The sequence below is a fragment of the Fundidesulfovibrio magnetotacticus genome (genome assembly GCF_013019105.1).
GTDB lineage: Bacteria > Desulfobacterota > Desulfovibrionia > Desulfovibrionales > Desulfovibrionaceae > Fundidesulfovibrio > Fundidesulfovibrio magnetotacticus.
On the sequence record NZ_BLTE01000003.1, the window covers coordinates 47,175 to 69,722 of the forward strand.

The 22,548-nt window shown below is 70.7% G+C and carries 19 protein-coding genes; 6 read left to right on the forward strand and 13 right to left on the reverse strand.

Translation table 11 applies throughout. From position 1 onward, the window contains the following. Positions 1-3 precede the first annotated feature (3 nt). Positions 4-294, reverse strand: a complete 291-nt coding sequence (gene gatC / locus NNJEOMEG_RS04590; protein WP_173081782.1) for an Asp-tRNA(Asn)/Glu-tRNA(Gln) amidotransferase subunit GatC — start codon at positions 292-294, stop codon at positions 4-6. An 80-nt stretch (positions 295-374) separates the two neighbouring features. Next, positions 375-2,390, reverse strand: coding sequence for a penicillin-binding protein activator (locus NNJEOMEG_RS20900; protein ID WP_173081784.1), 2,016 nt, complete (start codon positions 2,388-2,390; stop codon positions 375-377). 192 nt (positions 2,391-2,582) lie between these two features. Between NNJEOMEG_RS20900 and NNJEOMEG_RS04600 the strand changes: the two genes are divergently transcribed. From NNJEOMEG_RS04600 to NNJEOMEG_RS04620, 5 genes are all read left to right on the forward strand, one after another. After that, positions 2,583-3,263 carry a C-GCAxxG-C-C family protein gene (locus NNJEOMEG_RS04600; protein ID WP_173081786.1) on the forward strand — a complete coding sequence of 227 codons (681 nt, stop codon included), beginning with the start codon at positions 2,583-2,585 and terminating at the stop codon, positions 3,261-3,263. A gap of 187 nt (positions 3,264-3,450) precedes the next feature. Beyond that, positions 3,451-4,884, forward strand: coding sequence for a circularly permuted type 2 ATP-grasp protein (locus tag NNJEOMEG_RS04605; protein ID WP_173081788.1), 1,434 nt, complete (start codon positions 3,451-3,453; stop codon positions 4,882-4,884). An 18-nt stretch (positions 4,885-4,902) separates the two neighbouring features. Next, a complete protein-coding gene (locus NNJEOMEG_RS04610) occupies positions 4,903-5,880 on the forward strand; it encodes an alpha-E domain-containing protein (protein ID WP_173081790.1) in 978 nt (325 codons plus the stop codon). Further along, positions 5,877-6,659, forward strand: a complete 783-nt coding sequence (locus NNJEOMEG_RS04615) for a proteasome-type protease (RefSeq protein WP_173081792.1) — start codon at positions 5,877-5,879, stop codon at positions 6,657-6,659. Before NNJEOMEG_RS04610 ends, NNJEOMEG_RS04615 begins: the two co-directional genes overlap by 4 nt. Next, positions 6,637-7,482 carry a transglutaminase family protein gene (locus NNJEOMEG_RS04620; protein ID WP_173081794.1) on the forward strand — a complete coding sequence of 282 codons (846 nt, stop codon included), beginning with the start codon at positions 6,637-6,639 and terminating at the stop codon, positions 7,480-7,482. The genes NNJEOMEG_RS04615 and NNJEOMEG_RS04620 overlap by 23 nt, the downstream gene beginning before the upstream one ends. Before the next feature lie 321 nt (positions 7,483-7,803). Here the strand turns inward: NNJEOMEG_RS04620 and surE are convergent, their stop codons facing one another. From surE to NNJEOMEG_RS20305, 11 genes are all read right to left on the reverse strand, one after another. Beyond that, a complete protein-coding gene (gene surE, locus NNJEOMEG_RS04625) occupies positions 7,804-8,604 on the reverse strand; it encodes a 5'/3'-nucleotidase SurE (protein WP_173081796.1) in 801 nt (266 codons plus the stop codon). Between the two features lie 228 nt (positions 8,605-8,832). Further along, complete coding sequence (locus tag NNJEOMEG_RS04630; protein WP_173081798.1) at positions 8,833-10,524, reverse strand: nickel-dependent hydrogenase large subunit; 1,692 nt, start codon at positions 10,522-10,524, stop codon at positions 8,833-8,835. 64 nt (positions 10,525-10,588) lie between these two features. Further along, positions 10,589-11,536 carry a hydrogenase small subunit gene (locus NNJEOMEG_RS04635; protein WP_173081800.1) on the reverse strand — a complete coding sequence of 316 codons (948 nt, stop codon included), beginning with the start codon at positions 11,534-11,536 and terminating at the stop codon, positions 10,589-10,591. 440 nt (positions 11,537-11,976) lie between these two features. After that, a complete protein-coding gene (locus NNJEOMEG_RS04640) occupies positions 11,977-13,134 on the reverse strand; it encodes a fused response regulator/phosphatase (RefSeq protein WP_173081803.1) in 1,158 nt (385 codons plus the stop codon). Beyond that, positions 13,131-13,712: a CheB methylesterase domain-containing protein gene (locus NNJEOMEG_RS04645; RefSeq protein ID WP_173081805.1), complete on the reverse strand. Its 582-nt coding sequence runs from the start codon at positions 13,710-13,712 to the stop codon at positions 13,131-13,133. Before NNJEOMEG_RS04645 ends, NNJEOMEG_RS04640 begins: the two co-directional genes overlap by 4 nt. After that, a complete protein-coding gene (locus NNJEOMEG_RS04650; protein ID WP_173081807.1) occupies positions 13,709-15,946 on the reverse strand; it encodes a hybrid sensor histidine kinase/response regulator in 2,238 nt (745 codons plus the stop codon). Before NNJEOMEG_RS04650 ends, NNJEOMEG_RS04645 begins: the two co-directional genes overlap by 4 nt. Continuing rightward, entirely contained in the window at positions 15,943-16,500 is a 558-nt protein-coding gene (locus NNJEOMEG_RS04655) for a chemotaxis protein CheW (protein ID WP_173081809.1), read from the reverse strand. Before NNJEOMEG_RS04655 ends, NNJEOMEG_RS04650 begins: the two co-directional genes overlap by 4 nt. Next, positions 16,497-17,714: a CheR family methyltransferase gene (locus NNJEOMEG_RS04660; RefSeq protein ID WP_173081811.1), complete on the reverse strand. Its 1,218-nt coding sequence runs from the start codon at positions 17,712-17,714 to the stop codon at positions 16,497-16,499. Before NNJEOMEG_RS04660 ends, NNJEOMEG_RS04655 begins: the two co-directional genes overlap by 4 nt. Continuing rightward, positions 17,711-18,181, reverse strand: coding sequence for a chemotaxis protein CheW (locus NNJEOMEG_RS04665; RefSeq protein WP_173081813.1), 471 nt, complete (start codon positions 18,179-18,181; stop codon positions 17,711-17,713). The genes NNJEOMEG_RS04660 and NNJEOMEG_RS04665 overlap by 4 nt, the downstream gene beginning before the upstream one ends. After that, positions 18,182-20,275 carry a methyl-accepting chemotaxis protein gene (locus NNJEOMEG_RS04670; protein WP_173081815.1) on the reverse strand — a complete coding sequence of 698 codons (2,094 nt, stop codon included), beginning with the start codon at positions 20,273-20,275 and terminating at the stop codon, positions 18,182-18,184. Beyond that, a complete protein-coding gene (locus tag NNJEOMEG_RS20305) occupies positions 20,272-21,324 on the reverse strand; it encodes a methyl-accepting chemotaxis protein (RefSeq protein ID WP_217270479.1) in 1,053 nt (350 codons plus the stop codon). The genes NNJEOMEG_RS04670 and NNJEOMEG_RS20305 overlap by 4 nt, the downstream gene beginning before the upstream one ends. 105 nt (positions 21,325-21,429) lie before the next feature. Here NNJEOMEG_RS20305 and NNJEOMEG_RS04680 point away from each other — a divergent pair, with 105 nt between their 5' ends. Continuing rightward, complete coding sequence (locus tag NNJEOMEG_RS04680) at positions 21,430-22,548, forward strand: PAS domain-containing sensor histidine kinase (protein ID WP_173081817.1); 1,119 nt, start codon at positions 21,430-21,432, stop codon at positions 22,546-22,548.

Sequence of the window (22,548 nt, forward strand, 5' to 3'; positions counted from 1 at the left end):
TGCTTATCCGGCGACGATTTTGGGGACCACGAAGAAGGTCCCGTCGGATTCGGGGGCCTGGGAGAGGATGTCGGCGCGCTGGAAGGTCTTCACTGCCACGTCCATGCGCAGGGGGGTGTCGTGCTCCACGGGTCCGTAGAGGGGTTCCACGCCCTGGGTGTCGCAGGCGGTGAGGGTGTCCATATAGGAGAGGATGTCGCCCATCTGGGCGGCAAGGTGTTCGAGCTTGTCCTCGGGCAGGCGCAGGCGGGCCAGGGCGGCCACCCGGGCGGCTTGGTCCGGGGTGAATGTCATGAGCGGGCTCCTTGGTTTGCGGGACGCGAGGGTTCTAGCCCCTGGCGGGGCGCAACGCAAGCGGCGCGGAGGTTCCCGGGCTATTGGCCCTGGGGCTTGGCGCGCAGGGCGTCCAGGCGCTCCTTGAATCCTTCCTTGTCCACCACGGCCAGGCCCTCCACGGAGGGGCGGAAGAAGAAGAGGTTCATGCGGGCGTGCCCGGAGCCGTCCCAGGTGACGGGAGCCATGGACCACTCGATCTTGCGCGAGGCCTCGGCGAGGCGCTTGCTGATCTCCGAGGGCGCGGAGTCCGGCGGCACGGCCCCGGATGCGGCGGCTAGGCGCACGAAGTCGAAGCCCAGGGCGGTCCAGAAATCGGGTTCTCCCTGGTTGGCCTTGGCGAGCCCCGAGCGCAGCTCGGCCAGGGCCTTGGAGGGGTTCTGGGCCCAGAACGCGCCGGAGCAGAAGGCGTAGCGGTAGTTGGCGGGGTTGATCTGGGGCTTGGCGCTCCCGGCGGAGAGGGATTCGGCCCAGAGGTTGGGACCCAGCACCACCAGCTGATCGGCCTGGTAGAAGAGGAGCTGGCCGATGAGGTGGTCGGCGATCTGAAGCTTGTCGGGGATGAAGAGGGCCTCGAAATCCGGGCGCACGGTGAAGCTCTTGCCGTCCACTCCCTTGGGCACGGCGTGGAGCATGGTCTTCAGGATGTCGCCCCAGCGGGCGGCGTCGGCGGGCGGGTAGGGCTGGAGCACGCTCACCTCCGCGCCCCTGGCGTGGGCGGCGGCGGCGAAGGCGTCGGCCAGGCGCTTGCCGGTGGGGTCTTCGGGGTAGAGCACGCCGTAGCGCTTCACGCCTTCCTCCACGGGCACGGCCAGCACGGAGTTCACCACGTCCTCGGCGCTCCAGAAGAGCCGCCAGTAGTGCTTGCCTTCCTCCGCGTCCGGCAGGGAGGGCGTGAAGGAGAGGAACACCCGGCGGGAGAGTTCGCCGCTGGCCGGGAGGTTCTTGAAGTAGGAGGCGTGCATGGGGCCGCCCACGATGGTCACGTCGTGGGGCAGGGCTACGAGGTGGTCCACGTAGGAGGCGTCGTCGGTGTTGATGACGCGCAGGTCCACCTGGACGCCCTGGGCGGCCAGCTGGGCCTTGGCGGCGTTGGCTCCGGCCAGGACCTTGGCGGCCAGGGCGCGCAGCTGCCCGGTCTGGGGCAGGAGCAGGGCCACGCCGAGGGAATCGGGCTTGAGGGCCGGGGCGTCGGGCAGGGCGGCGGCAGGGGCCTGCCCGGAGGTGGCGGCCGCGAGGCCCTGGGAGAGGATGCGTGCGGGGAGGTCGCGGTCGGCCAGATCGGATGAGCGTGCCAGGCGGTCGGCGATGTCGCGCAGGCGCTCGCGGGCGGCCGGGTTGGCGGAGGCGGCGCGGCGGGCGTCTTCCAGTGAGACGAGGTTGTAGGGGAAGACGGCGGAGTTGGCCTCGTTGACCGAGGCCAGCAGGGAGGCCAGACCCTGGGGGGAGAGCTGCCCCAGCATGCGGGCGGTGTCGGCCTCGAAGGCGGCGCGCTCCGTGCGGTTGGGGGCCTTGGCGTGCTGCGTGCGCAGGATGCGCGCGGCCTGGCCGCCCTGGTCGCGCGAGGCGTAGCGTTTGGCCAGCTCCACGCCCGCCGGGCCGGTGAGTTCGAAAGAGGTTCCGCGCATCTGGAGGAGCTTGGCCAGGTGCTCTTCGGCCTGGCGCTCGCGGCCCATGGCCGAGAGGGCCTGCACGGTAAGGCTGTTCCAGTTCCAGGTGGCCTTCACCTTGGGGTCGGTCTGCCCCCAGTTGTCCAGGGCGTCCAGGGCTTCCTGGGTGCGACCGAGGCGCAGGGCGCACTGGGCGATGCGCTCCAGGGCGGTGAGGCGCGCCTCCCGGGTAAGGGCCTGGCCCTGCATGACCAGGTTGTAGAGTTCCAGGGCCTTGTCGTAGCGGGCCTGGCTCCAGGCTTCGGCGGCCTTGGCCTGGAGGAGCGTCTGCTCCTGGGCCGAGGTGGGCGGGGTGTCCTTGAACATGTCCATGCCGGAGCAACCGGCGAGGAAGAGGGCGAGGAGCAGAAGCAGCAGGGCGGCTGCGGCGCGGCGTACGTTCGGCATGTCGGGTGAACCCCTTTGGTGGTCTCGGGAGAGTGGCACATCATAGCCCCCGGGGCGCATCAAATCAAGGCCGGGTCCTGGTCTCCTGGGGGGAGCGCTCCTGGCGGGCATCGGCTGGGCCGATGCGAGGCGTGGGCGGGTATCGGGAATGAAAATTTGCCATTTGGGGCAGGGGCTGCCACAGCAGGAGCAATGAAAGACGCCCCCGCCATCGCGCATCAGGCCGCGCGGCAGATTCCTCCCCGGGACCATCCCCCGGCGGAGTGCGACGGGTGCGCCCAGGCCCCGCCGGAGCAGGCGTCCCCCGCGTCCCGCCGGGGCCTGCCGGAAGAGCCCCTTGCCGATGCGGCGGCCGAGGCCCTGGCCGAGGCCGTGGCAGAGCGTGCCCTGGCGCTCTTCGAGAGCCGGGAGATGTATTGCGCCGAGGCGGTGCTCTGCGCCCTGTCCGAGGGCCTGGGCGGCGGGCTGGAGCGCGAGAGCGCCCGGGGGCTGGCCATGGGCTTCGGCCAGGGGCTGGGCAAGGCCGGGTGCGTGTGCGGGGCGCTGGGCGGCGCGGTGATGGGCGCCTCGTTCTTTCTTGCCCGGGAGCTGTCGCCGGACGAGGTGCGCGGGGCCTCGAAGCGCCTGCACGCTGTGTTCACCGGGGCGCACGGGTCGAGCTGCTGCCGTGTGCTCACCCGCACGGTGCGCGACGACCCGAAAGGGCATTTCCGCCAATGCGCGGTGTTCACGCGCCACGGGGCGCTCCTGGCCGCGCGCGAGGTGCTGGGGCGCATGCCGCGCCTGGCCACGGGGGCCGGTCTCGCCGCCGTGAGCCGTCGGCGCTCCCGTCTGGGTAGTCTGCTGCGCCGGCTGGCCGACCGCCTGGGCTGATCCGGGCTTACCCTCCGTCTTTCCTTGTCTTTTTCGGTCAACGCCGCGGCGCGCATCGCCTGGTGGCGCTCCCTGCGGCGCGTCCGGGTGTTTCGTTTTCGAAAACATCGGCCGTGGGCGTTGACACATTTGGCGCGATGGGTCATATTCAACACGGATTCACAATAATGTAAAAATTGGAACGGCGATGAAATTCACGGGATACGACCTGGGGCCTTTCCACGACGAGATGTTCGCCGCGCCCGGAACCCCGCGCGACGGCGCCCGCCTGCTCCTCGAAAAGATCGAATCCCTGCCTCCGGGCGAGCTTCTGCGCCGCCAGCAGAAGGCCGAGCAGACCCTCTACGACCTGGGCATCACCTTCACCGTCTACGGCCACCAGGAGGGCACGGAGAAGATCTTCCCCTTCGACGTGCTGCCCCGCGTGGTGGAGGCCCAGGACTGGGACAAGCTCGAGGTGGGCCTCAAGCAGCGCATCTACGCCCTGAATCTTTTCCTGGTCGACATCTACGGCGAGCAGCGCATCCTCAAGGACCGCGTGGTGCCCCGCGAGATCATCGAGACCGCCGAGGGCTACCTGCCCGCCTGCCTGGGCGTGAAGGCCCCCCACGGCATCTGGTGCCACATCACCGGGACCGACCTCGTGCGCGACGAGCACGGCGTCTTCCACGTGCTGGAGGACAACCTGCGCTGCCCCTCGGGCGTCTCCTACGTGCTGGCCAACCGCCAGCTCATGAAGCGCACCCTGCCCGAGGTGTTCGCCGCCTCCCGGGTGCGCCCCGTGGACGACTACCCCGCGCGGCTCCTGGATCTGCTCCTGCGCATGGCCCCCGAGGGCGTCACGCGGCCCACCGTGGCCCTGCTCACCCCGGGCATCTACAACTCGGCCTACTACGAGCACTCCTTTCTGGCCCTCCAGACCGGCATCGAGCTGGTGCAGGGGCAGGACCTCGTGGTGCGCGACCGCCGCGTCTTCATGCGCACCACCAAGGGCCTCAAGCAGGTGGACGTGATCTACCGCCGCCTGAACGACGACTTCCTGGACCCCCTGGCCTTCCGCCCCGAGTCCCTGCTGGGCGTGCCCGGCATCATGGACGCCTGGCGCGCGGGCAACGTGAGCCTGGCCAACGCCCCCGGTACCGGAGTGGCCGACGACAAGGTGGTCTACGCCTTCGTGCCCGAGATCATCCGCTACTACCTGGGCGAGGAGCCCTTCATCCCCAACGTGCCCACCTTCCTGTGCTGGCGCGACAGGGACAGGGCCCACGTGCTGGAAAACCTCGAGACCATGGTGGTCAAGGCCGCCAACGAGTCGGGCGGTTACGGCATGCTGGTGGGGCCTGCCTCCGACGCGGCCCAGCGCGAGGAGTTCGCCCGGCGCATCCAGGCCAATCCGCGCAACTACATCGCCCAGCCCGCGCTCATGCTCTCTCGCGCCCCGGTGATCGCGGGCGACCGTTTCGAGGGCCGCCACGTGGACCTGCGCCCCTACATCCTCCACGGCGGCGACGTGCAGGTGATTCCCGGCGGGCTCACACGCGTGGCCCTCAAGAGGGGCTCCCTGGTGGTGAACTCCTCCCAGGGCGGCGGCAGCAAGGACACCTGGGTCCTCAAACACTAGACTCCAAAGGAAACCGCCATGCTCTCGCGCGTCGCCAACGCGGTCTACTGGATGAGCCGCTACCTGGAGCGGGCCGGCAACCTGGCCCGCTTCGTGGAGGTGAACTGGCACCTCACCCTGGACCTGCCCGGGGAAGGCGCGGACGCCTGGAGACCCCTGATCCTGGCCAGCGGCGACCAGAACCTCTTCGAGGAGCGCTACGGCGACTGCGACGCCGCCTCGGTGATCACCTTCCTCTGCTTCGATCAGGACTACCCCAACTCCATCGCCTCCTGTCTCTGGGCCGCGCGCGAGAACGCCCGGGCCATACGCGAGGTGATCCCTTACGAGATGTGGGAACACCTCAACGTGACCTACCACATGGTGCGCGACGCGGCCAAGCGCCCCCTGGACACTGTGGAGAACCCCTTCGACTTCTGCCAGGAGATCAAGCGGCGCGACTTCGTGCTGGGCGGCGTGGCCGAGGACGTGATGCTCCACGACGAGGCCTGGCACTTCGCGCGCATGGGCCGCCTGCTGGAGCGCTGCGACAAGACCTCGCGCATCCTCGACGTGAACTGCCACCGCATGCTCCCCGACGAGGGCGAGCACGGCCCGGGTTTCGATTCCATCCACTGGTCGGCCCTCTTGCGCGCCACCAGCGCCCTGGACGCCTTCCGGCGCTGCCGTGGACGCATCTCCCCGGCCAAGGTTGCCGAGTTCCTGCTCCTGGAGCACGAGTTCCCGCGCTCCGTGCTCCACGGGCTCGTCCACGTGCAGGACTCGCTTCAGGCCGTCACGGGGTCGCGCCGGGGCTTCTTCTCCCACGAGAGCGAGCGCCTGCTTGGCCAGCTCTGCGCGGACCTCTCCTACCTGACCATCCAGGAAATCTTCGACCAGGGGCTGCACCGCTTCACGGACCGGTTGCAGACGCGCATGAACGCGGTGGACAGCCACCTCGGGCGCGAATTCTTCGGCTACCTCCCCGAGGAGCCGCAAACGCAGGTGGAACAATGACCTTTTGCCTTGGAATCACGGTGGAGGAAGGCCTGGTGGGCATCGCCGACACCCGCATCACCGCGGGCAACGAGATGACCACGGCCCAGAAACTGAGCACCTACGAAACCGGCTCCGGCGCGCTCTTCTTCATGACCTCGGGCCTGCGCTCCGTGCGCGACAAGGTGGTCACCTACTTCGAGGAGTGCCTGGAAACCTGCGCCCCGCCCGACAAGATCTACAAGGCCGTGAACACCCTGGCCGGAATCATCCGCCGCGTGGCCAAGGAGGACAAGGAATACCTCGACGAATCGGGCCTGACCTTCAACATCCACGTGCTGGTGGGCGGCCAGTTCGCGGGCGATTCCATCCACCGGCTCTACCTGATCTACCCCCAGGGCAACTGGGTGGAGATCGCCCCCGGCACGCCCTACCACATCATCGGGGAGACCGGGTACGGCAAGCCCGTGCTGGACCGCACCCTCAAGCACGCCGACTCCATCAACTTCGCCCTCAAGGTGGGCTGCCTGGCCTTCGATTCCACGCGCATCAGCGCCGCCGGGGTCGATTTTCCCCTGGACGTGGTGGTCTATTCCAAAGGCACCTTCTCCCTGGTGGAGCACCGCTTCGAGAAGTCCGACCTGGAGCACATCTCCCTGTGGTGGCAGGAGCGGCTGCGCGAGAGCGTGGGCGCGCTGCCCTCCGAATGGATCGAACGCATCGCGGCCAAGCTTTCGCCCGTGGGACGCAAGCTCGCCTGCCGCGCGGAGGATGGCGATGCTCTTTCACGGCGTTCATGAGTCGCGCTGGCGCTTCTCGATTCCGGTGTTCCTGGAGCCGCACCTTGTCCGGCTGACCCCCCGCACGGGCGCGGACCAACGCCTGGAGGCCTTCGAGACGCAGGTGACCCCAAAGCCCGCCGGGCAGGTCGAGATCGAGGACGCGGCGGGCAATCGCGCCCTGCGCCTTTGGTTCGAGGGCCAGCACGAGGAGCTGGTGGTGCGCACCAGCTTCAGCGCGCGCACCCTGCGCGACAATCCCTTCGACTACCTGCTGGAACCCGGGGCCCTGCGCCTGCCCCCGGAGCTTTCCCCGGCCGAGAAGGCGGCCCTCGCCCCCTGCCTGGCGCCCCTGGGCGGGGCGCGCGTGCGCCGTCTGGCGAAGCGCATGGCCGGGGTGGCCGGTGATGGCGGCGTGCCCGCCTTCCTGTGGACCCTCAACGCCTGGGTCTACGCCAACGTGGCCGTGACCCCCCGCATGGAGCCCGGCGTGCAGGGGCCCGAGGAGACCCTGGAAGCCGGGAGCGGGGCCTGTCGGGACGCCACGCTGGTCTTCATGGCCGCCTGCCGGGCCGCCGGGGTGCCCGCGCGCTACGCCTCCTGCTATCAGCAGGGCGATGCGGCGCAGGACGCGCGCGACCTGCACGCCTGCGCCGAAGCCTACATCCCTGGCGCGGGCTGGCGCGGCTTCGACCCAACCCTGGGCCTGGCCGTGGCCGCTTCCCACCTGATGCTCTGCGCCGCGCCCGATCCAGCGCTCACGGCCCCCGTCACCGGGAGCTTCCGGGGCACGGGCGCGACGGGCGAACTGACCCACCGCATCGAACTCACCGTGGCAGACTAGCCCGCCGGTCGAACCTGAGGCAGACGCCCGAACCTGCCGGGTCCGAAGTCAGGGCTCGACGCCCAGTCGGACCGTGAGCCTGCCTGGCGGAGTCTCCGTGCATCCGGCAGTCCGCGCCGCCACCTGGCATTCCGATCCACAGGTTGCGGCGTCGGGCGAGCCTCCCCCCCCCCCCCCCGCCATGAGGCGACGGGAAGACGTTCCTGGCCGCTCCCGCCGAAGGCAGTCCTGTGGAAACATGCGGATGCTCTCACAGCAACGAGCAATGGTTTCAGCTGTTTGCCTCGGTAATCCGCATTGACGCCGGGTGGGGCCGGGAAGCTAGCTTCCGTTCAGCCAGGATTCCAGGGATGAGAAGCTTGCCCGCGCGGTGAGGTCCAGGGTCAGGGGCGTCACGGAGACCACGCCGTCCACGGCCAGGGCGTAGGCGTCGGTGTCGGGGTGGTCGGCGTCGCAGCGGCGCTTGCGAATCACGATGTCGCCGCGCTTGCTGGCTGGCGTGGCGTCCGGGATGGAGGGCTCGTAGAAGAGGTGCGGGGAGAGCCGTGTGAGCCGCCAGGGCGTGTCCGGCGTGGCGGCCAGGGGCACGTCGATCTTGAGCACGTGCACGTCGGCCGGGAGTCCGTCCGCCAGGAGGATGCGCGCGAAGCGGCGCAGGAAGTGGACGGCGGCTTCCCAGTCCAGGGGGGCGTAGCGCCTGTGGCAGTCCACGGGCGTCTCCAGGGAGACGGCGATGGCCGGGATGCCGCGCGCGGCGGCTTCCAGGGCCGCGCCCACGGTTCCGGAACTGGTGACGTTGGCCCCCAGGTTCTCGCCGTAGTTGATGCCCGAGACCACCAGGTCCGGGATTTCTCCGGGGAAGACGTGAAGCGCGTGGGCAAGGGCCGAGGCAGGGGTGGCGTCGCAGGCGTAGGCCTCCAGGTCGCGGCCCAGGACGCGGAATGGGTGGGGCGCGAGGCTTGCGTCCGGGCTTCCGGCGTGGGCCCTGCCCATGGAGGTCTGCTGGTGCAGGGGGGCAGCCACGCGCAATGCGCCTTCGGCGTGCAGGGCCCGGGCGGCGGCCTCCAGCCCCGGGGAACGGATGCCGTCGTCGTTGGTGAGGAGAATCCGTGGGGTCTTCATGGCGTGCGTCCTGGGCGTGCTGCGATGGGAATGCGTAGTCCGGAAGGTGGTTCGCTACCACGCGCGCGAGGGCGCTTCAAGGCTAGGGAGGGAGCAAGGGGTCACGTTGTAGTCAACTCCTCCCAGCCAGTATCCCCTTCTCCGCAGCCGCCGCGTCGGGGTAGCGATTCCCAAAAAAAGAGGGCCGCTCGCGCGGCCCTCTCTCGTTTCGTGTGGCTGGGGCTGGTTCTAGAGAACCTTGAAGCTCAGCACTTCGTTGGACTCGGGCTGGATCACGTGCACGCCGCAGGCGATGCAGGGGTCGAAGGAGTGCACGGTACGCAGGATTTCCACCGGACGCTTGGGGTCGGCGATGGGGGTGTTCATGAGGGCCTCTTCCACGGGGGAGAGCTTGCCGGCGGCGCAGCGGGGCCCGAGGCTCCAGGTGGAGGGCACCACGAGCTGGAAGTTGTTGATCTTCCCGCCCTTGATGTCGATCCAGTGGGAGAGGGCGCCGCGGGGCGCGTCGACGAAGCCGACGCCCTGGGCGGAGTCGGGCATCTTCCAATCCTGATACAGCTTGGTGTTGCCCTTCTTCACGTTCTCGGAGAGCTTCTTCACCCAGGCTTCCATCTCGCCGCAGATGACGGCGGTCTCGATGCCGCGGGCGGCGGTGCGGCCCAGGGTGGAGAAGAGCGCGGTGGGCTGGATGCCCAGGTTCTTGCAGACCATGTCCACGGTCTTCACGGTGGCCTTGTGGCCCTTGGCGTAGGCCACCAGCACCTTGGCGAGGGGGCCGGTCTCCATGGGCTCGCCCATGTAGCGGGGGGCCTTCATCCAGGAGTAGCGGTCCTTGTCGTCAAGCTTGGTGTACTGGGGATCGGTGACGCCCTCGTAGGGGTGCTTGGCTTCGTTGCCCTTGTACCAGGAGTGGGCCACGTGCTCGAGGATCTGCTTCTGGTCGACGGGCTTCACGCCCTTGAGGTCGCGCTTCATGATCACGCCGGAGGGCAGGAAGCGGTCGTCGAGGCCGCGCTCGCTCTTCTGCGGGAACTCGCCGAAGCAGATGAAGTTGGTGGTGCCGCCGATGGAGGCCCAGTCCTTGTAGTAGGAGGCCACGGCCAGCAGGTCGGGGATGTAGACTTCCTCGATGAACTGCTTGACTTCCTTGAACAGGGTCATGAACTCGGCGATGCGCTCGGGGCGCAGGGCGTCGTAGTTGGTGCAGCCGCCCACCACGGTGAACTGGGTGTGGGGGTTCTTGGCGCCGAAGATCGCCATGGCCTTGGCGGCCTTCACCTGCAGGCGCAGGGCCTCGAGGTAGTGGGCGGTGGCGATGAGGTTCACTTCCGCGGGCAGGTAGTAGGACGGGTGGCCGCCCAGGAAGTAGGCGTTGGTGAAGATGCCCAGCTGGCCGGAGTCCACCAGGGCCTTGAGCTTGTCCTGCACGGCCTTGAGGTCGGCGGCGTTGGTCTTGCGCTTGGAGATGGAGTTGGCGATCTGGGCGGCCTTGTTGGGGTCGGCCTTGAGGGCGTTCTGCACGTCCACCCAGTCGAGGGCGTGGAGGTGGTAGAAGTGGACGATGTGGTCATGGAGGTACTGGGCGGCCATGACCAGGTTGCGCATGATGGTGGCGTTCTCGGGGACGTTCACCTTCACGGCGTCGTCCACGGCGCGGGTGGAGGCCAGGGCGTGGACGTAGGTGCACACGCCGCAGGAGCGCTGGGTGAAGTGCTGGGCGTCGCGGGGGTCGCGGCCCTTGAGGATGATCTCCAGGCCGCGGAAGAGCTGCGAGGAGCTCCAGACGTTGGTGATCTTGCCGGCGCCCACTTCGCACACGATGCGCAGGTGACCCTCGATGCGGGTGACCGGATCGACGATGACGGGGCCGGTGAAGTTGCTCTGGGGCGTTTTCATGATTTGAGGCTTGCTGTCAGCCATTGGAATCCTCCGTGAGGTGTGCTGCGGTTCGAGCTAAACGACCAACCAAGGGGGCTGACCGACGCTAACGGCCGACGTAGAAGGGGGACATGGAATCCCAGAAGCTCGGCTCGGAGCAGCCGATGCAGGGGTGTCCGGCCTTCACGGGCCAGTTGGTGTCGTTGAAGAGCACCTTGGGGCAGTTGTTGAAGGTCTCGGGGCCGCGGCAGCCCAGGTTGTAGAGGCAGTAGCCCTTCTTGGCTTCCTCGGAGTCGAAGCTGGGGGCGAACTTGCCTTCGTCGAAGAACTTCACGCGTTCGCACTGGTCGTGCACGGAGGTTCCGAAGAAAGCCTTGGGGCGGTTGAGGGAGTCGAGATCGATCTTCTCGCCCTTGAGGTAGAGCACCACGGCGCCCACGAAGTTGATGGGGTTGGGCGGGCAGCCGGCGATGTTGATAACGTCCTTGCGGTCGAGGTACTTGGCCACGGAGACGGCCTGGGAGGGGTTAGGCTTGGCGGCCTGGACGCCGCCGAAGGTGGCGCAGGTGCCCATGGCGATGATGGCCTTGGCCTTGGCGGCGCAGGCCTTCAGGTTGTCGGCCATGGTGTGGCCGCCGACCATGCCCCAGTTGCCGTTCTCGATGGTGGGGATGGCGCCTTCGTGCACCAGGATGAACCCGTCGGGGGAGTTCATGGCCTTGTGCAGGGCGTCCTCGGCGGCCTCGCCCGCGGCGGCCATGATGGTCTCATGGTAGTCGAGGCTGATGGTGTCGAGGATGAGTTCGTCGATGAAGGGCTTGTAGGTGCGCAGCACGGCCTCGGAACAGCCGGTGCACTCCGCGCCGTGGAGATAGATCACGCTGGGGCGCTTGGACGCCGCCAAAACCTGGGCCACCTCGCCAGCGGCTCCGGGACCCATTCCCAGGGCCGTTGCCACCGCCGCGCAGAATTTCATGAAGTCGCGGCGGGAGACGCCCTTTTGTTCCAAGCGTTTTTCGGCGTCGTCCTTGGCGAGACCAATGGATACGCGCATACGGACCTCCCAAATCGTTACAGGTTGGCTGTGCTGGTTGTAGGGCCACACTGCAAAGCCGCGACGGCCGCCCCCACGGGGCCGTCGGGCCGAAATCCACGGGCTGGAGCCCACTCCTCAGGCGGAACTTCCTTTATCACAGGCCCTTGACTTTTGCCAGCAGTTTATTGTGACGGATGGGACAATCTGACGCAGCCGTCCGGCGCGCCCGCCCCGGCGGGGCGTGTCGCTGGGCGGCGGAACCCGCCGGAACACGCCCTGCAACAGTCGTGTTGCAGCAGAAAAAGGCTGTCGTGTTATTCAAGCAAAAGTCGTGGCACGAAAATGCGTCCGAAATGGTTCCCGTTGCGCCGCTATCCATGTTGGGCAAGCGGAAAAATGAGCGTGTCATGAGTCAGAACAGTGTGACACGATATCGTGATAAAATGAACAATCGCCGTTCAACCCAGCTCCAGGCGGAGCATGGTCACGTCGTCGTCCAGGGTCTGGCGGCCCGAGAGGGCGCGCGCGTGGGCCAGGGCGGCCTCCGGGTCCGGCCCCAGGCCGCCGGGGGCCGCCTCGGCGTAGGCCTTGAAGTCCTCGTAGCTGGCCACCGCGCCGTGGGGCAGCCGGATTTCGTACACCCCGTCGGAAAACACGAGCAGGCGCGCCCTGCCTTCCAGGCGCGTCTCGGCCTCCCGGAAGCGCGCCTCGGGCATGGCCCCGATGAACAGGCTCTGGCAGCGCAGCTCCTCGGTGCGGCCTTCGCGGAAGAGCAGGGGCGGCGGGTGCCCGGCCGAGGCGTAGCGCAGCTGCCCGTCCCCGGGTCGGTAGACACCGTAGAAGATGGTGAAATAGAGGTCGTTCTGCTTCGACATCTGGAACACCTGGTTGAGCCCGGCCAGCACCTGGGCCGGGGAGCCGAAGTCCACGCCCGGCAGGGTCTGGCTGCGCAGCACGTTGAGGGCCGACACCGAGAGCAGGGCCGGCCCCACGCCGTGGTCGCACACGTCGAGGAGATAGAAGGCGAAGCGCTCCGGATCGATCCAGTGGTAGCCCAGGGCGTCGCCGCCCAGCATGGCCGAGGGCTGGAAGAGCCAGTCCGCGCGCACGGGGCCGTCCGTGAGGGGCGCGGGCAGGAGGTTGCGCACGTAGCTGGCGGCCTGGTCCAGCTGGCGCGCCAGTTCCCTGTAGGCCCGGTCGCGCTCCAGGAGCCGCGTGTAGCCCTGGGAGTGGTGGCGTAGCCGAGCCGTGAGCTCCACGCGGTCGGGAAGCTTCACAAGATAGTCGTTCGCGCCCAGGGCGAAGGCCATGGCCTTGGTCTCGGGCTCCTCCTTGGTGGAGAGCACCACCAGGGGCAGCTCCTTGAGCTTTGGATGGGCGCGGAAATACTTCACCAGGGTCAGGCCGTCGATGTCTGGCATCACCAGGTCCAGGAGCACCACGGTGGGCCGGTGTTCCAGGGCCATGGGCAGGGCCTTGGCCGGGTCCTGGGTGGAGAGGAAGGCGATGTCCGCCTCGGGGGCCACCATGCGGCGCAGGGCCTCGGCCACCATGGGCTGGTCGTCCACGCAGAGCACGCGCACGGGGGCGTCGGCGGGTGGGGATTGGGCTGTCATGTCCTGGGGAGGTGTTTGGCGGCCTGGGCCGCGATGGCGGAAAGCGGCAGCACCAGGGAGGCCGCGCCCAGGTCCCTGGCGGCCTTGGGCATGCCGTAGACGGTGCTGGAGGCCCTGTCCTGGGCGATAGTCAGCCAGCCCTTGCCGCGCAGGGCCAGCAGGCCCTTGGCCCCGTCGGCCCCCATGCCCGTGAGGAGCACCGCGACCCCGGGGCGCAGGGCCGAGGCGGCCAGGCTCTCGAAGAGCGCGTCGATGCAGGGTCGGTAGGCGCAGGCGGCGGGCTCGTCGCTGTAGGAGAGGGTGTTCACGGCGTTCACCACCAGGTGGTGGCCGCCCCGGGCCACATAGACCCGCCCGGGCAGCAGGCGGTCGCCCTCGCGGGCCAGGGTGACGGGCAGGCCCGACTGGAGGCCCAGCCAGTCCGCGAGGTTGTCGCTGAAGGCGTCGTCCAGGTGCTGGGCCACCAGCACGGCCCCGGGGAAGCCCGCGGGCAGCCCGGCCAGGAGATCCGCCACGGCCTTGGGGCCGCCGGTGGAGGCCCCCACGGCCAGGATGGGGGGATAGCGTCGGGCGGTCATTCCGGCTCCCCGATGAGGGCCAGCACGGCGTCGAGCAGGGCGTCGCCCTGGAAGCCGGACTTGGGCAGGTAGTGGTCGGCTCCGGCCTCCAGTCCGGCGAGGCGGTCTTCGGGGCGGTCCTTGTAGGAGACGATCATCACGGGCGTGCGCGCCAGGAGCGGGTCCGCCTTGAGGGCGCGGGTCAGCTCGATGCCGGTCATGCGGGGCATGTCCACGTCGGTGACCACCAGGTCGAACTCGCCGGAGCGGGCCAGGGCCAAGCCCTCCATGCCGTCCACGGCCGTGACGGCCCGGTAGCCGCGCCCGGCGAGGATCTGGCGTTCCACCTCGCGCACGGTGAGCGAATCGTCCACCACAAGCACGCGCTTGGGGCCGCGCCGCTGGACCGAGCGGTCCGGACGGCCCAGGCGGGGCAGGCGGCCTTCGGCCAGAAGGATCTCCAGGGACCGGGCCAGGCCCGCGTCGTCCAGGATGAGCACGGGACGGCCGTCGTCCAGGAGGGAGGCCGCCGCCACGTTGGGAACGCGTCCCAGGCGCGGGTCCAGGGGGTGCACCACCAGATCTCGCTCGCCCAGCAGGGCCTCGGCGGCCAGTCCGAAAAGCGCGTTGCCCGCTTGGAGCACCACCACGGGGGTGGCCTCGCTCTCCACCGCGCCGGGCGCGAGCCGCAGAAGCCGCGCCGCCGGGACCAGCCCCACGTGGCGGCCGTCCACGGTGACGAATTGGCGTCCCTCGGCGCTTTGGATATCCCCGGGCTCGGCCAGGAGAACCCGCGCGATGCGCGAGAGCGCCAGGGCGTAGGGCTCGCCCCCGGCCGTGAACACCAGGGCGCGCACCACGGAGCGGCTCACGGGCAGGGTGAGGGTGAACGTGGCCCCGTTTCCGGGCTCGGACTCCACGCGCGCCCGGCCGCCGCACTCCTGGAGCATCACGCGCACGGCGTCCAGGCCCACCCCGCGCCCCGAGACGCTGGTGACCGCGCTGGACGTGGTGAAGCCCGGCAGGAAAAGGAACTCGAACAACTCTTCCCGGGTGAGCCTTTCCGCCATGTCCGGGGCGGCCAGGCCGAGGGCCGTCACGCGGGCGCGCAGGGCCTCGGGGTCCATGCCGCGTCCGTCGTCGCACAGGCGCACTTCGAGGTTGCCCGCCGCGTGCCGGGCCGAGAGGACCACATGGCCCTGGGCGGGCTTGCCCGAGGCCACGCGCTCTTCGGGGGGCTCCAGGCCGTGGTCCAGGGCGTTGCGCAGCAGGTGCCCCAGGGGGGCGTCCAGGCGCTCCAGGATGTCGCGGTCCACGGGGGTTTTGCCGCCCTCCACCGTGAAGCGGGCTTCGCGCCCCAGCTCGCGGCACACATCGCGGACCATGCGCGGCAGGCCCCGCACCCCTTCGGCGAAGGGGCGCATGCGGCTGCCCAGCACCTGGTCGTAGAGGCGGCCCGAAAGGTTCTCCAGGCGGCGCGAGAGGTCGTCCAGGGCCTTGTCGGCCTGGGCGCGCGCGGCCATGATCCCCTGGAACAGCTCGCGGGCGCGCCGGGCGGTGTCCCCGGCCTCGCTTTGGCCAAGCTGCGCGGCCAGGGCGGCCAGGAGGTCCTCCAGGTCGAAGTGGGCGCGGCGCGCGTCGCGCACCTGGGCGAACACCCGGGCCAGCGCGCCCGATTCCACCACGCACTGCCCGGCCAGGCCCATGAGGCGGCCCACCAACTCGGAGGAGAGGCGCAGCACGCCGTCCTCGCGGGGGGGCGCGGCGGCGGAAGAAACGGAGGCCTGCGGCGGCGACGGGGCGGCCGGGGCCTGGAGCTTTGGAGCCGCTTCGGAGGCCCGGGGCGCTGAGTCCTCGGACAGGAGCTGGCGCAAGGCGTGTTCGATGGCCGCCGCGCGCTCCCCTCCCCGGCTGAGCAGGTCCGGAAGGTCGGCCGGGGCGGCGCGGGAGAGCTCCCCGAAGAAGTCGTTGGCGGCCAGCAGGGCGTCCACGCGGGCGGACGTGAGATCCAGGCGTCCCTGCTGGGCTGCCTGGAAAAGGTCTTCCATGGCGTGGGCCAGACCCACGGCCTGGGTCAGCTCCACGATGCGCGCCGCGCCCTTGATGGAATGGGCCGCGCGCATGAGGCCCTCCAGCCGCTCGGGAGACGCGCCGGACTCGATGCCCACCAGCCCGTCCTCAATGGCCTGGCGGTGCGTGGCCAGCTCCATGGCGAAGAGGTCCAGCAGGGAAAGGTCGGCCAGATCGGGGGTCATGGGGAAAGGCTCCCCAGCAGGGCGCGTCCCAGGCGTTCCGGGTCGGCCACGGCGGCCAGGCGTCCTCCCACCCGGGCCATGCCGGCCACCAGGGGTCGCGGCCCGCGCGCCAGGGTGTCGGGGGCGGGGTCCAGGGCGTCGGGGTCGTAGTGGCTCATGCCCGGGGCCTCGTCCACCAGCAGGGCGAAGCGGCCTTCACGGGTGCGCACGGCCACGAGGCGGGGCCTGCCCGGGGCCTGGGAGGGCTCCGCGCCAAGGAGCGCGGCCAGGCGCACGCAGGGCAGCAGCTCGCCGTCCACGTTGGCCAGCCCCAGGAACACCGGGCCCGAAAGATAGGGAACGGCGTGGACCGGCCCGAGGGGCAGGGCCTGGTCCACCATGGATGCGGGCAGGGCGGTCCACTCCTCGCCCGCGCGCACCAGAAGCGCCGCGCCGCGCTTCGCGCCCGCGTCGTCCTTGGGCTGGGCGGTCTGGGCGGTCCACTCGGCCAGCACCTCGGCGGAGGGCTCGCGGTCGAAGAGGAGCTTGGCCTCGCGGGAGGTGTCGTCGGTCACGGCCGGGCCTCCGCGAGGATGCGCCGCAGGCGTCCCTGGAGCAGCTCGGCCTCCTGGAGGCGGCCGTGGGCGCGTTCGAGCAGTTCGAGATGGGTGAGGCTCTCCAGATGCCCGGGGTCCAGGTAGAGGGCGGAGCGCAGGGCCAGCTCGGCCTCGGCCTCGCGGCCCAGGGCCAGCAGGGCGGCGGCGCGCAGGTGATAGAGTCGGGCGGACGGCCCCAGGGCGGACAGGGCCTGGTCCAATGTCGCCAGGGCCTCGTCCAGGCGGCCCGCGTCGGCCTGGACCGAGGCGCTCTCCAGCAGGTCCGGGCCGGATGCTTCGGGGGCGGGTTGGGCGCTCTTCGCGCCCGGGCCCCGGGAGACGCCCGATCCTCCGGGCGCGCCGCCCGCGCGGGACGCTTCGGGAAGGCGGGACGCGGGGCGGTCCGTCAGGCCGTCGGGGCGCGCCCCGGCTGCATTCCGCGTTGGGGGCGTCGGGGCGCGCAGGCCGTGGGGGACGAGCCCCAGGCCCAGGAAGGCCGCGCCTTCGGCCGGTGCGGTGAAGAGCGCGCCGCCCGGGCCGAGCAGGCGGCGCAGGTTGGCCGCGAGCCGCGCCCTGGCCTCCTGGGCCGTGTAGATGAGCATGTGTCGGCAGAACACGGCGTGGTAGGGCGGCTCGTGGGCCAGGAAATCCGCGGCGAGCACGTCGCCCTCGAGGAAGCGGATGGACTCCAGGGCCGCCGGGACCAGGACGAGCAGGTCGTCTTCCCTGCGCAGCCAGGGGCAGGGATCGGGCAGGGGGGCGCGCAGGCTGTGCGGGCCGAAGCGGCCCGTGCGGGCCTGGGCCAGGGCCTCGGGGCAGGCGTCCACGGCGTCCACGCGGAAGTCGCCCGGGGCGAGGCCCGCGTCCAGCAGGGCCATGGCCGCCCCGGCGGGCTCCTCGCCGGTGGAGCAGGGGACGCAGAGCACGCGCACGGGCCTGGGCAGCGCCGGGGCCAGGCGGGCCAGGGCGCGGAAGGCCTCCGGGTCGCGGAAGAGCCAGGTCTCCTGAACCACGGCCTGGCCGCAGAAGAGGCGGCGCGCCCCGGGGTCGGCGGCCAGGCGCGCGGGCAGCTCCCGCTCGTGCGCCAGGCCCAGCCGCCCGGAGGCGATGCGCGCGGCGCGGCGCAGGCCGTCCTCGCCCACGGCGCGGGGGTCCAGTCCGGCCGCCTCGGCGGCGCGGTTGAAGAGGGTCACGGGACGGCCTCCGCAGGGACCCGGTTGTCCGGGGCGTCGGCCGTCCGGCTCAGGGCGCGCAGCAGTTCCGGGGGCAGCACGCGGGCCACGTCGAGGATCTGCACCAGCTCCTCGCCGCCGGCGACCCCCGTGACCCATGGCGCGGCGGGCGCGCCCGGCGGGGCGACGGCGTCGGGGTCGATGGCCAGGGTCTTGAGCACGCGTTCGGCCATGAGGCCCACGGCCAGCCCCTCGGGCGTGGCGGCGCAGAGGATGCGCGTGGAGGCGAAGCGGCGCGAGGGCCGCCCGGCCAGGAGCACGGTGAGGTCGGCCACGGGGATGCTCCGGCCCCGGAGGTTCATGAGCCCGGCCACGTAGGGCGGCGCGCCGGGCAGTGGGGCCAACTCCACCAGGGGGGCCACCTCGAGGATGTCCCGGGCGGGTATGGCGAAGCGCGCCCCGGCGGCGCGAAGGGTGACGCAGAGCACCTAGCGCTCCAGTTCGAAGCGGGCCAGGATGTCCTTGAGGCCCGCCGCCGTGGCGGTGAGGTCTTCGGCGGCCTGGCGGAACTCGGCCAGGGAGTCGCGGGTCTCGCCCGCCGCGTCGGCCAGCTGGGCGATGACCACGCTGATCTGGTCCGCGCCCTCGGCCTGGGCGCGCATGCCCTCGGTGACGGTGGAGAAGCGCGGGGTGAGGGCCTCGCCGGACTCGATGATGCGCCCCAGGCGGGTGTTGACGCCCTGGGAGGTCTCGGCGGTCTGATCGGCCAGGCCCCGGAAGCCGTCCATGGCCCCGGCCCCGGCCTGGACCGAGGCCTGCATGTCGCGCACGGTGCGCTCGATGTCCAGGGCGGCGGAGGCGGTCTGGTCGGCCAGGCGGCGGATCTCGCGGGCGACCACCGCGAAGCCCCGGCCGAATTCCCCGGCCTTTTCGGCCTCGATGGCGGCGTTGAGCGAGAGCAGGTTGGTCTGGGTGGCCACCTTGGCGATGGTGGAGAGCAGCTGCCCGATGCCCGAGGCCTTCTCCCGGATGAGCGAAAGTTTGGAGGACATGTCGCGGCTGGCCTGGGAGAGGCCCAGCATGGCGTCGTCCATGAGCGTGAGGCTTTCGCGGCCCTCCACGGCCAGGGAGGAGGAGCGGTTGGCCAGACCCAGCACTTCGCCCATGGTGTCGGCCAGGTTGGCGGCCGTGGCGGAGATCTCCTTGCTGGTGGCCCCCACCTCCACGGTGGAGGCGGCCTGCTGGGTGGCCGAGGCCTCGATCTGGCGGGCCGTGGCCGCGATGCGCCCGGCCGAGGCCTGGAGCTGTTCGCCCGTGGCGTTGACGGCGGCCAGCAGGTTCTCCAGGCTGTGGATCATCACGGCCACGGCGGCGAAGAGCTGGCTGGTCTCGGAGTTGGAGGCGCGGCTGGCGCGCAGGCGTTCCGCGCTGCAGCTGCCCGAGGGGCAGGAGGCCTCCAGCAGGGCCGAAGCCTGGGCCACCTTGCCGTCGGCGATGGTGGTGGCGATGCGGGCCACCCGGGCGATGGGCCGGGCGATGGACGTGGCGATGCCCCAGGCCAGCAGGCCCGCCCCCAGGATGGAGGCCAGGCTCACGCCCAGGGCCACCCCGAAGTGCAGACGCAGATGGCGCAGGCGCTCCTCCAGGAGTCCCCGGAACTGGGCGTAGCACTGGTCCCACAGCTCGGCCCCGGCCTTGAGGGCGGCCTCGCCCGCGCGGGAATACGTCTCCAGGTTCATGGAGGCTTCCCGGGCGGTCACGGACTTGGAGACGCGCAGGAAGGCCCGCGAGGCCTCGGCGTAGGCGTTGACGGCCTTGGGAAGCCCGGCGAGGCGGTCGCCTCCCATGGCCCGCTGGGCCTTGCCCAGCTTGTCCAGGATGCGCTCCACCACGGACTGCTCCCAGGCTGCGCTCACGGTGGCCATCTTGGCGCGCTCGCCTTCGGCCCCGGGCAGCTTCGAGAGGGCGATCTGGCCGGAGTTGAGCAGAAGCCCCAGACGCTCCTGGGCGCGGGGAATGTCGAAGACCAGCAGGTACATCAGGTAGTAGGTGGCCAGCTCGGGGTCCAGCACCAGCTGGGCCGAGTCGGCGATGTACTCGCGCAGCTCGGTGAGCATGGCCATGAACTGGACCTGGGCGGCGACGGCCTGCTCGGGGCTGGAGGCCGGGGCGCGGGCGATGTCCGCCGCGGCCTTGACGAAGGCGGCAGGCTCCAGATGCGAAAGGCCCAGGGGAGCCAGTTTGTCGGGGGTGAGCCCCAGGCAGTCGGCGTCGCGGTTGAGGCGCTTGGAGAGCTCGGCCCAGCGGTCGGCCAGGACGATGTCCAGCTGGGCCAGGGAGGCGCTCACGTCGGCCCCGCCCATGCGGTCGATGACCAGCTTCACGTAGTTGGGCACGGCCTCGGCGATGTCCTCCAGGGGGTCCAGGGCGGCCACGCCCGCCAGCTCCACCCGGGCCAGGCGCAGGTCGCGCGCCATCTGCCCCAGCAGCAGGAAGAGCAGCAGGGCGATGGGCACGAGGAAGCTCGAGCAGCAAAGGGTCAGTTTCCCGGAAAGCTTGAGTTCGCGCCACCAGGCGATCATGGGGCTTGGTCCTTTGTGGAAGGGTGGGATGCGGCGCACGCGGCGCGCAGGGCGGATTCCATGTCCCCGGCCAGGGAGGCCAGTTCGCCCAGGGCCTGGGCCAGTTCGGCGGCGGCGTCCAGGGCGCGGCGGGTCGACAGCGGCCCCCGCGCCGCCCGGCGGGCGGACTCCCCGGCCATCCCGGCCGCGCCCTCCAGGGCCTGGGCCGCCCGGTCCAGGCCAGCGCGGGCTTCGTCCAGGCGCAGGCCGCCCTGGTCCATGCGCCGGTCGAAGGTGTCCATCTCCATCACTTCGGCGGCCACGGCCTGGCGCATGCGCGCCACGAGGCGTTCGATGTCCTCCGCGCCCATGGCTGCGGTGTCGGCCAGGCGGCGCACCTCCCGGGCCACCACCGCGAAGCCCCGGCCGTGCTCGCCGGCCTTCTCGGCCTCGATGGAGGCGTTGAGCGAGAGCATGTTGGTCTGTTCGGCGATGGCGGCCATGCCGCCCACCAGGGCCTGGGCCTGTTCGGCCGTGGCCGAGATCACCGAGAGCTTGGCCGACGCGCCCTGCGCTCCCGAAATGATGGCGGCCATGGCCTGATCGAGACTTTCCAGGGCCGCGCGCGCGCCTTCCAGGGCCTCGCGGGAACGCTCCAGCGTGGGGACGGCTCCCGTGGCGGCCTCCTCGCAGGAGCGCCCCACGGAGAGCGCGGCCTGGAGGTCGGAAGCCAGACCGGCCAGGGCGTCCCGCGGGAGGACGGCGTCCCGGGCGAGCAGCCCGGCCTTCTCCAGGAGCAGCCGCAGTTCCTCGGGGTCCGGCCCCCGCGCGCCGCGGGGATGCCCGGCGGGCTGGGCCTCCGGGGTCTCCCTGTCCTGCGTGCGCGCCCGGCCCGACAGGGCCAGCCCGGCCAGCCCCCCGGCGACGGCCAGGAAGGCGCACGCCGCCAGCGCGGCCCCGAGGGGCGAGCGCCAGGCGAAAAGCTCCTCGAAGAGCCACGGCAACAGCGCCGAAAACAGGCCCAGCAGGCCGCCCGCCACGGCAAGGATCCATCCGGAACGTCGCACCATGAACCTTCGTTACTCCGGGCGCGGGGCGCGCGCAACACCCGATGGTTGAAGCCTCGTGAAAAAGGGGGTAGCGAACAAGTCATGAACGATGCGGCCGATCCGTACATGAGCATTCCCCGCGGACGCTCTGGCCTTGATGACCTTCTCGCCTGCCACGAGACCCTGCGGCGACGTTCGTTCGCCAGGGCACTGGACGCGGTGCCGGTGGTGGTGTTCGTGCTGTGCGCCACGCGCCAGATCGTCCTGGCCAACGCCCAGGCCCGGCAAGCCTCGGGGCGCACCATGAGCGAGCTGCTGGGCATGCGTCCCGGCGAGGCCTTCGACTGCATCCACGCCCACCTGGAGGAAGACGGCTGCGGCGCGTCGGAGTTCTGCACCCGCTGCGGCGCGGTGCAGACAATCCTACGCGGGCTCTCCGGCGAGAACTGCGTCAAGGAATGCAGCCTGTTGCGTCGTGGCGGCCACGGCGTGGAGGCCGTGGATCTCCAGGTGAGTTCGCGCCACGTGGAACTCGACGGCCAGTCCTACGTGGTCTTCACCGTGCAGGACCAGGGCGACGTGAAGCGCCGCCGCACCCTGGAGCGCCTGTTCTTCCACGACGTGCTCAACACCGCCGGGGGGCTCACCGGGCTCATGGGGCTGCTCCGGGAAGACCTCCCCGAGAGCTTCCAGGGCGACGCGCGCTTCATTCACTCCACCCTGGAGCATCTCGTGGAGGAGCTCAAGGCCCAGAAGGACCTGCTCGCCGCCGAAAACAACGAGCTGGAGCCCGTGTTCGTCGCCCTGAACGCCCGGACGCTGCTGGGCGACGCGGCCCGCCTGGGCGCGAGCCTGCCGCAGGCCGAAGGAGGAGGCGTGCGCGTCGAGGCCTCGGGGGAGGACGCCCGGGTGCAGAGCGACCCGGTGCTGCTCAAGCGGGTGCTGGGCAACATGGTCAAGAACGCCGTGGAGGCCAGCCGCGCGGGCGACGTGGTGCGCCTGTGGTGCGAGAGCGGCGAAGGCGTGGTGCGCTTTCGCGTGGCCAACCCCGCCGTGATGAGCGAGGACGTGCGCCTGCGCGTGTTCAAACGCAACTTCTCCACCAAGGGCAAGGGCCGGGGCCTGGGGGCCTACGGCATGCGCCTGCTGGGCGAACGCTATCTGGGCGGGCGCGTGGGCTTCACTTCCCGCGCCCCCGAGGGAACCGTCTTCACCCTGGAACTGCCCTGTCCCCCCGCCTCCTAG

Excerpts from the sequence above, each read along its gene's own strand:
- NNJEOMEG_RS04610 (WP_173081790.1), top strand. The coding sequence starts at position 4,903 with ATGCTCTCGCGCGTCGCCAACGCGGTCTACTGGATGAGCCGCTACCTG.
- NNJEOMEG_RS04650 (WP_173081807.1), bottom strand. The coding sequence starts at position 15,946 with ATGACCCCCGATCTGGCCGACCTTTCCCTGCTGGACCTCTTCGCCATG.
- NNJEOMEG_RS04670 (WP_173081815.1), bottom strand. The coding sequence starts at position 20,275 with ATGATCGCCTGGTGGCGCGAACTCAAGCTTTCCGGGAAACTGACCCTT.
- NNJEOMEG_RS04635 (WP_173081800.1), bottom strand. The coding sequence starts at position 11,536 with ATGCGCGTATCCATTGGTCTCGCCAAGGACGACGCCGAAAAACGCTTG.
- NNJEOMEG_RS20900 (WP_173081784.1), bottom strand. The coding sequence starts at position 2,390 with ATGCCGAACGTACGCCGCGCCGCAGCCGCCCTGCTGCTTCTGCTCCTC.
- NNJEOMEG_RS20305 (WP_217270479.1), bottom strand. The coding sequence starts at position 21,324 with ATGGTGCGACGTTCCGGATGGATCCTTGCCGTGGCGGGCGGCCTGCTG.
- NNJEOMEG_RS04645 (WP_173081805.1), bottom strand. The coding sequence starts at position 13,712 with ATGACCGCCCGACGCTATCCCCCCATCCTGGCCGTGGGGGCCTCCACC.
- NNJEOMEG_RS04615 (WP_173081792.1), top strand. The coding sequence starts at position 5,877 with ATGACCTTTTGCCTTGGAATCACGGTGGAGGAAGGCCTGGTGGGCATC.
- surE (WP_173081796.1), bottom strand. The coding sequence starts at position 8,604 with ATGAAGACCCCACGGATTCTCCTCACCAACGACGACGGCATCCGTTCC.
- NNJEOMEG_RS04680 (WP_173081817.1), top strand. The coding sequence starts at position 21,430 with ATGAGCATTCCCCGCGGACGCTCTGGCCTTGATGACCTTCTCGCCTGC.
- NNJEOMEG_RS04620 (WP_173081794.1), top strand. The coding sequence starts at position 6,637 with ATGCTCTTTCACGGCGTTCATGAGTCGCGCTGGCGCTTCTCGATTCCG.
- NNJEOMEG_RS04600 (WP_173081786.1), top strand. The coding sequence starts at position 2,583 with ATGAAAGACGCCCCCGCCATCGCGCATCAGGCCGCGCGGCAGATTCCT.
- NNJEOMEG_RS04605 (WP_173081788.1), top strand. The coding sequence starts at position 3,451 with ATGAAATTCACGGGATACGACCTGGGGCCTTTCCACGACGAGATGTTC.
- NNJEOMEG_RS04640 (WP_173081803.1), bottom strand. The coding sequence starts at position 13,134 with ATGACAGCCCAATCCCCACCCGCCGACGCCCCCGTGCGCGTGCTCTGC.
- gatC (WP_173081782.1), bottom strand. The coding sequence starts at position 294 with ATGACATTCACCCCGGACCAAGCCGCCCGGGTGGCCGCCCTGGCCCGC.
- NNJEOMEG_RS04630 (WP_173081798.1), bottom strand. The coding sequence starts at position 10,524 with ATGGCTGACAGCAAGCCTCAAATCATGAAAACGCCCCAGAGCAACTTC.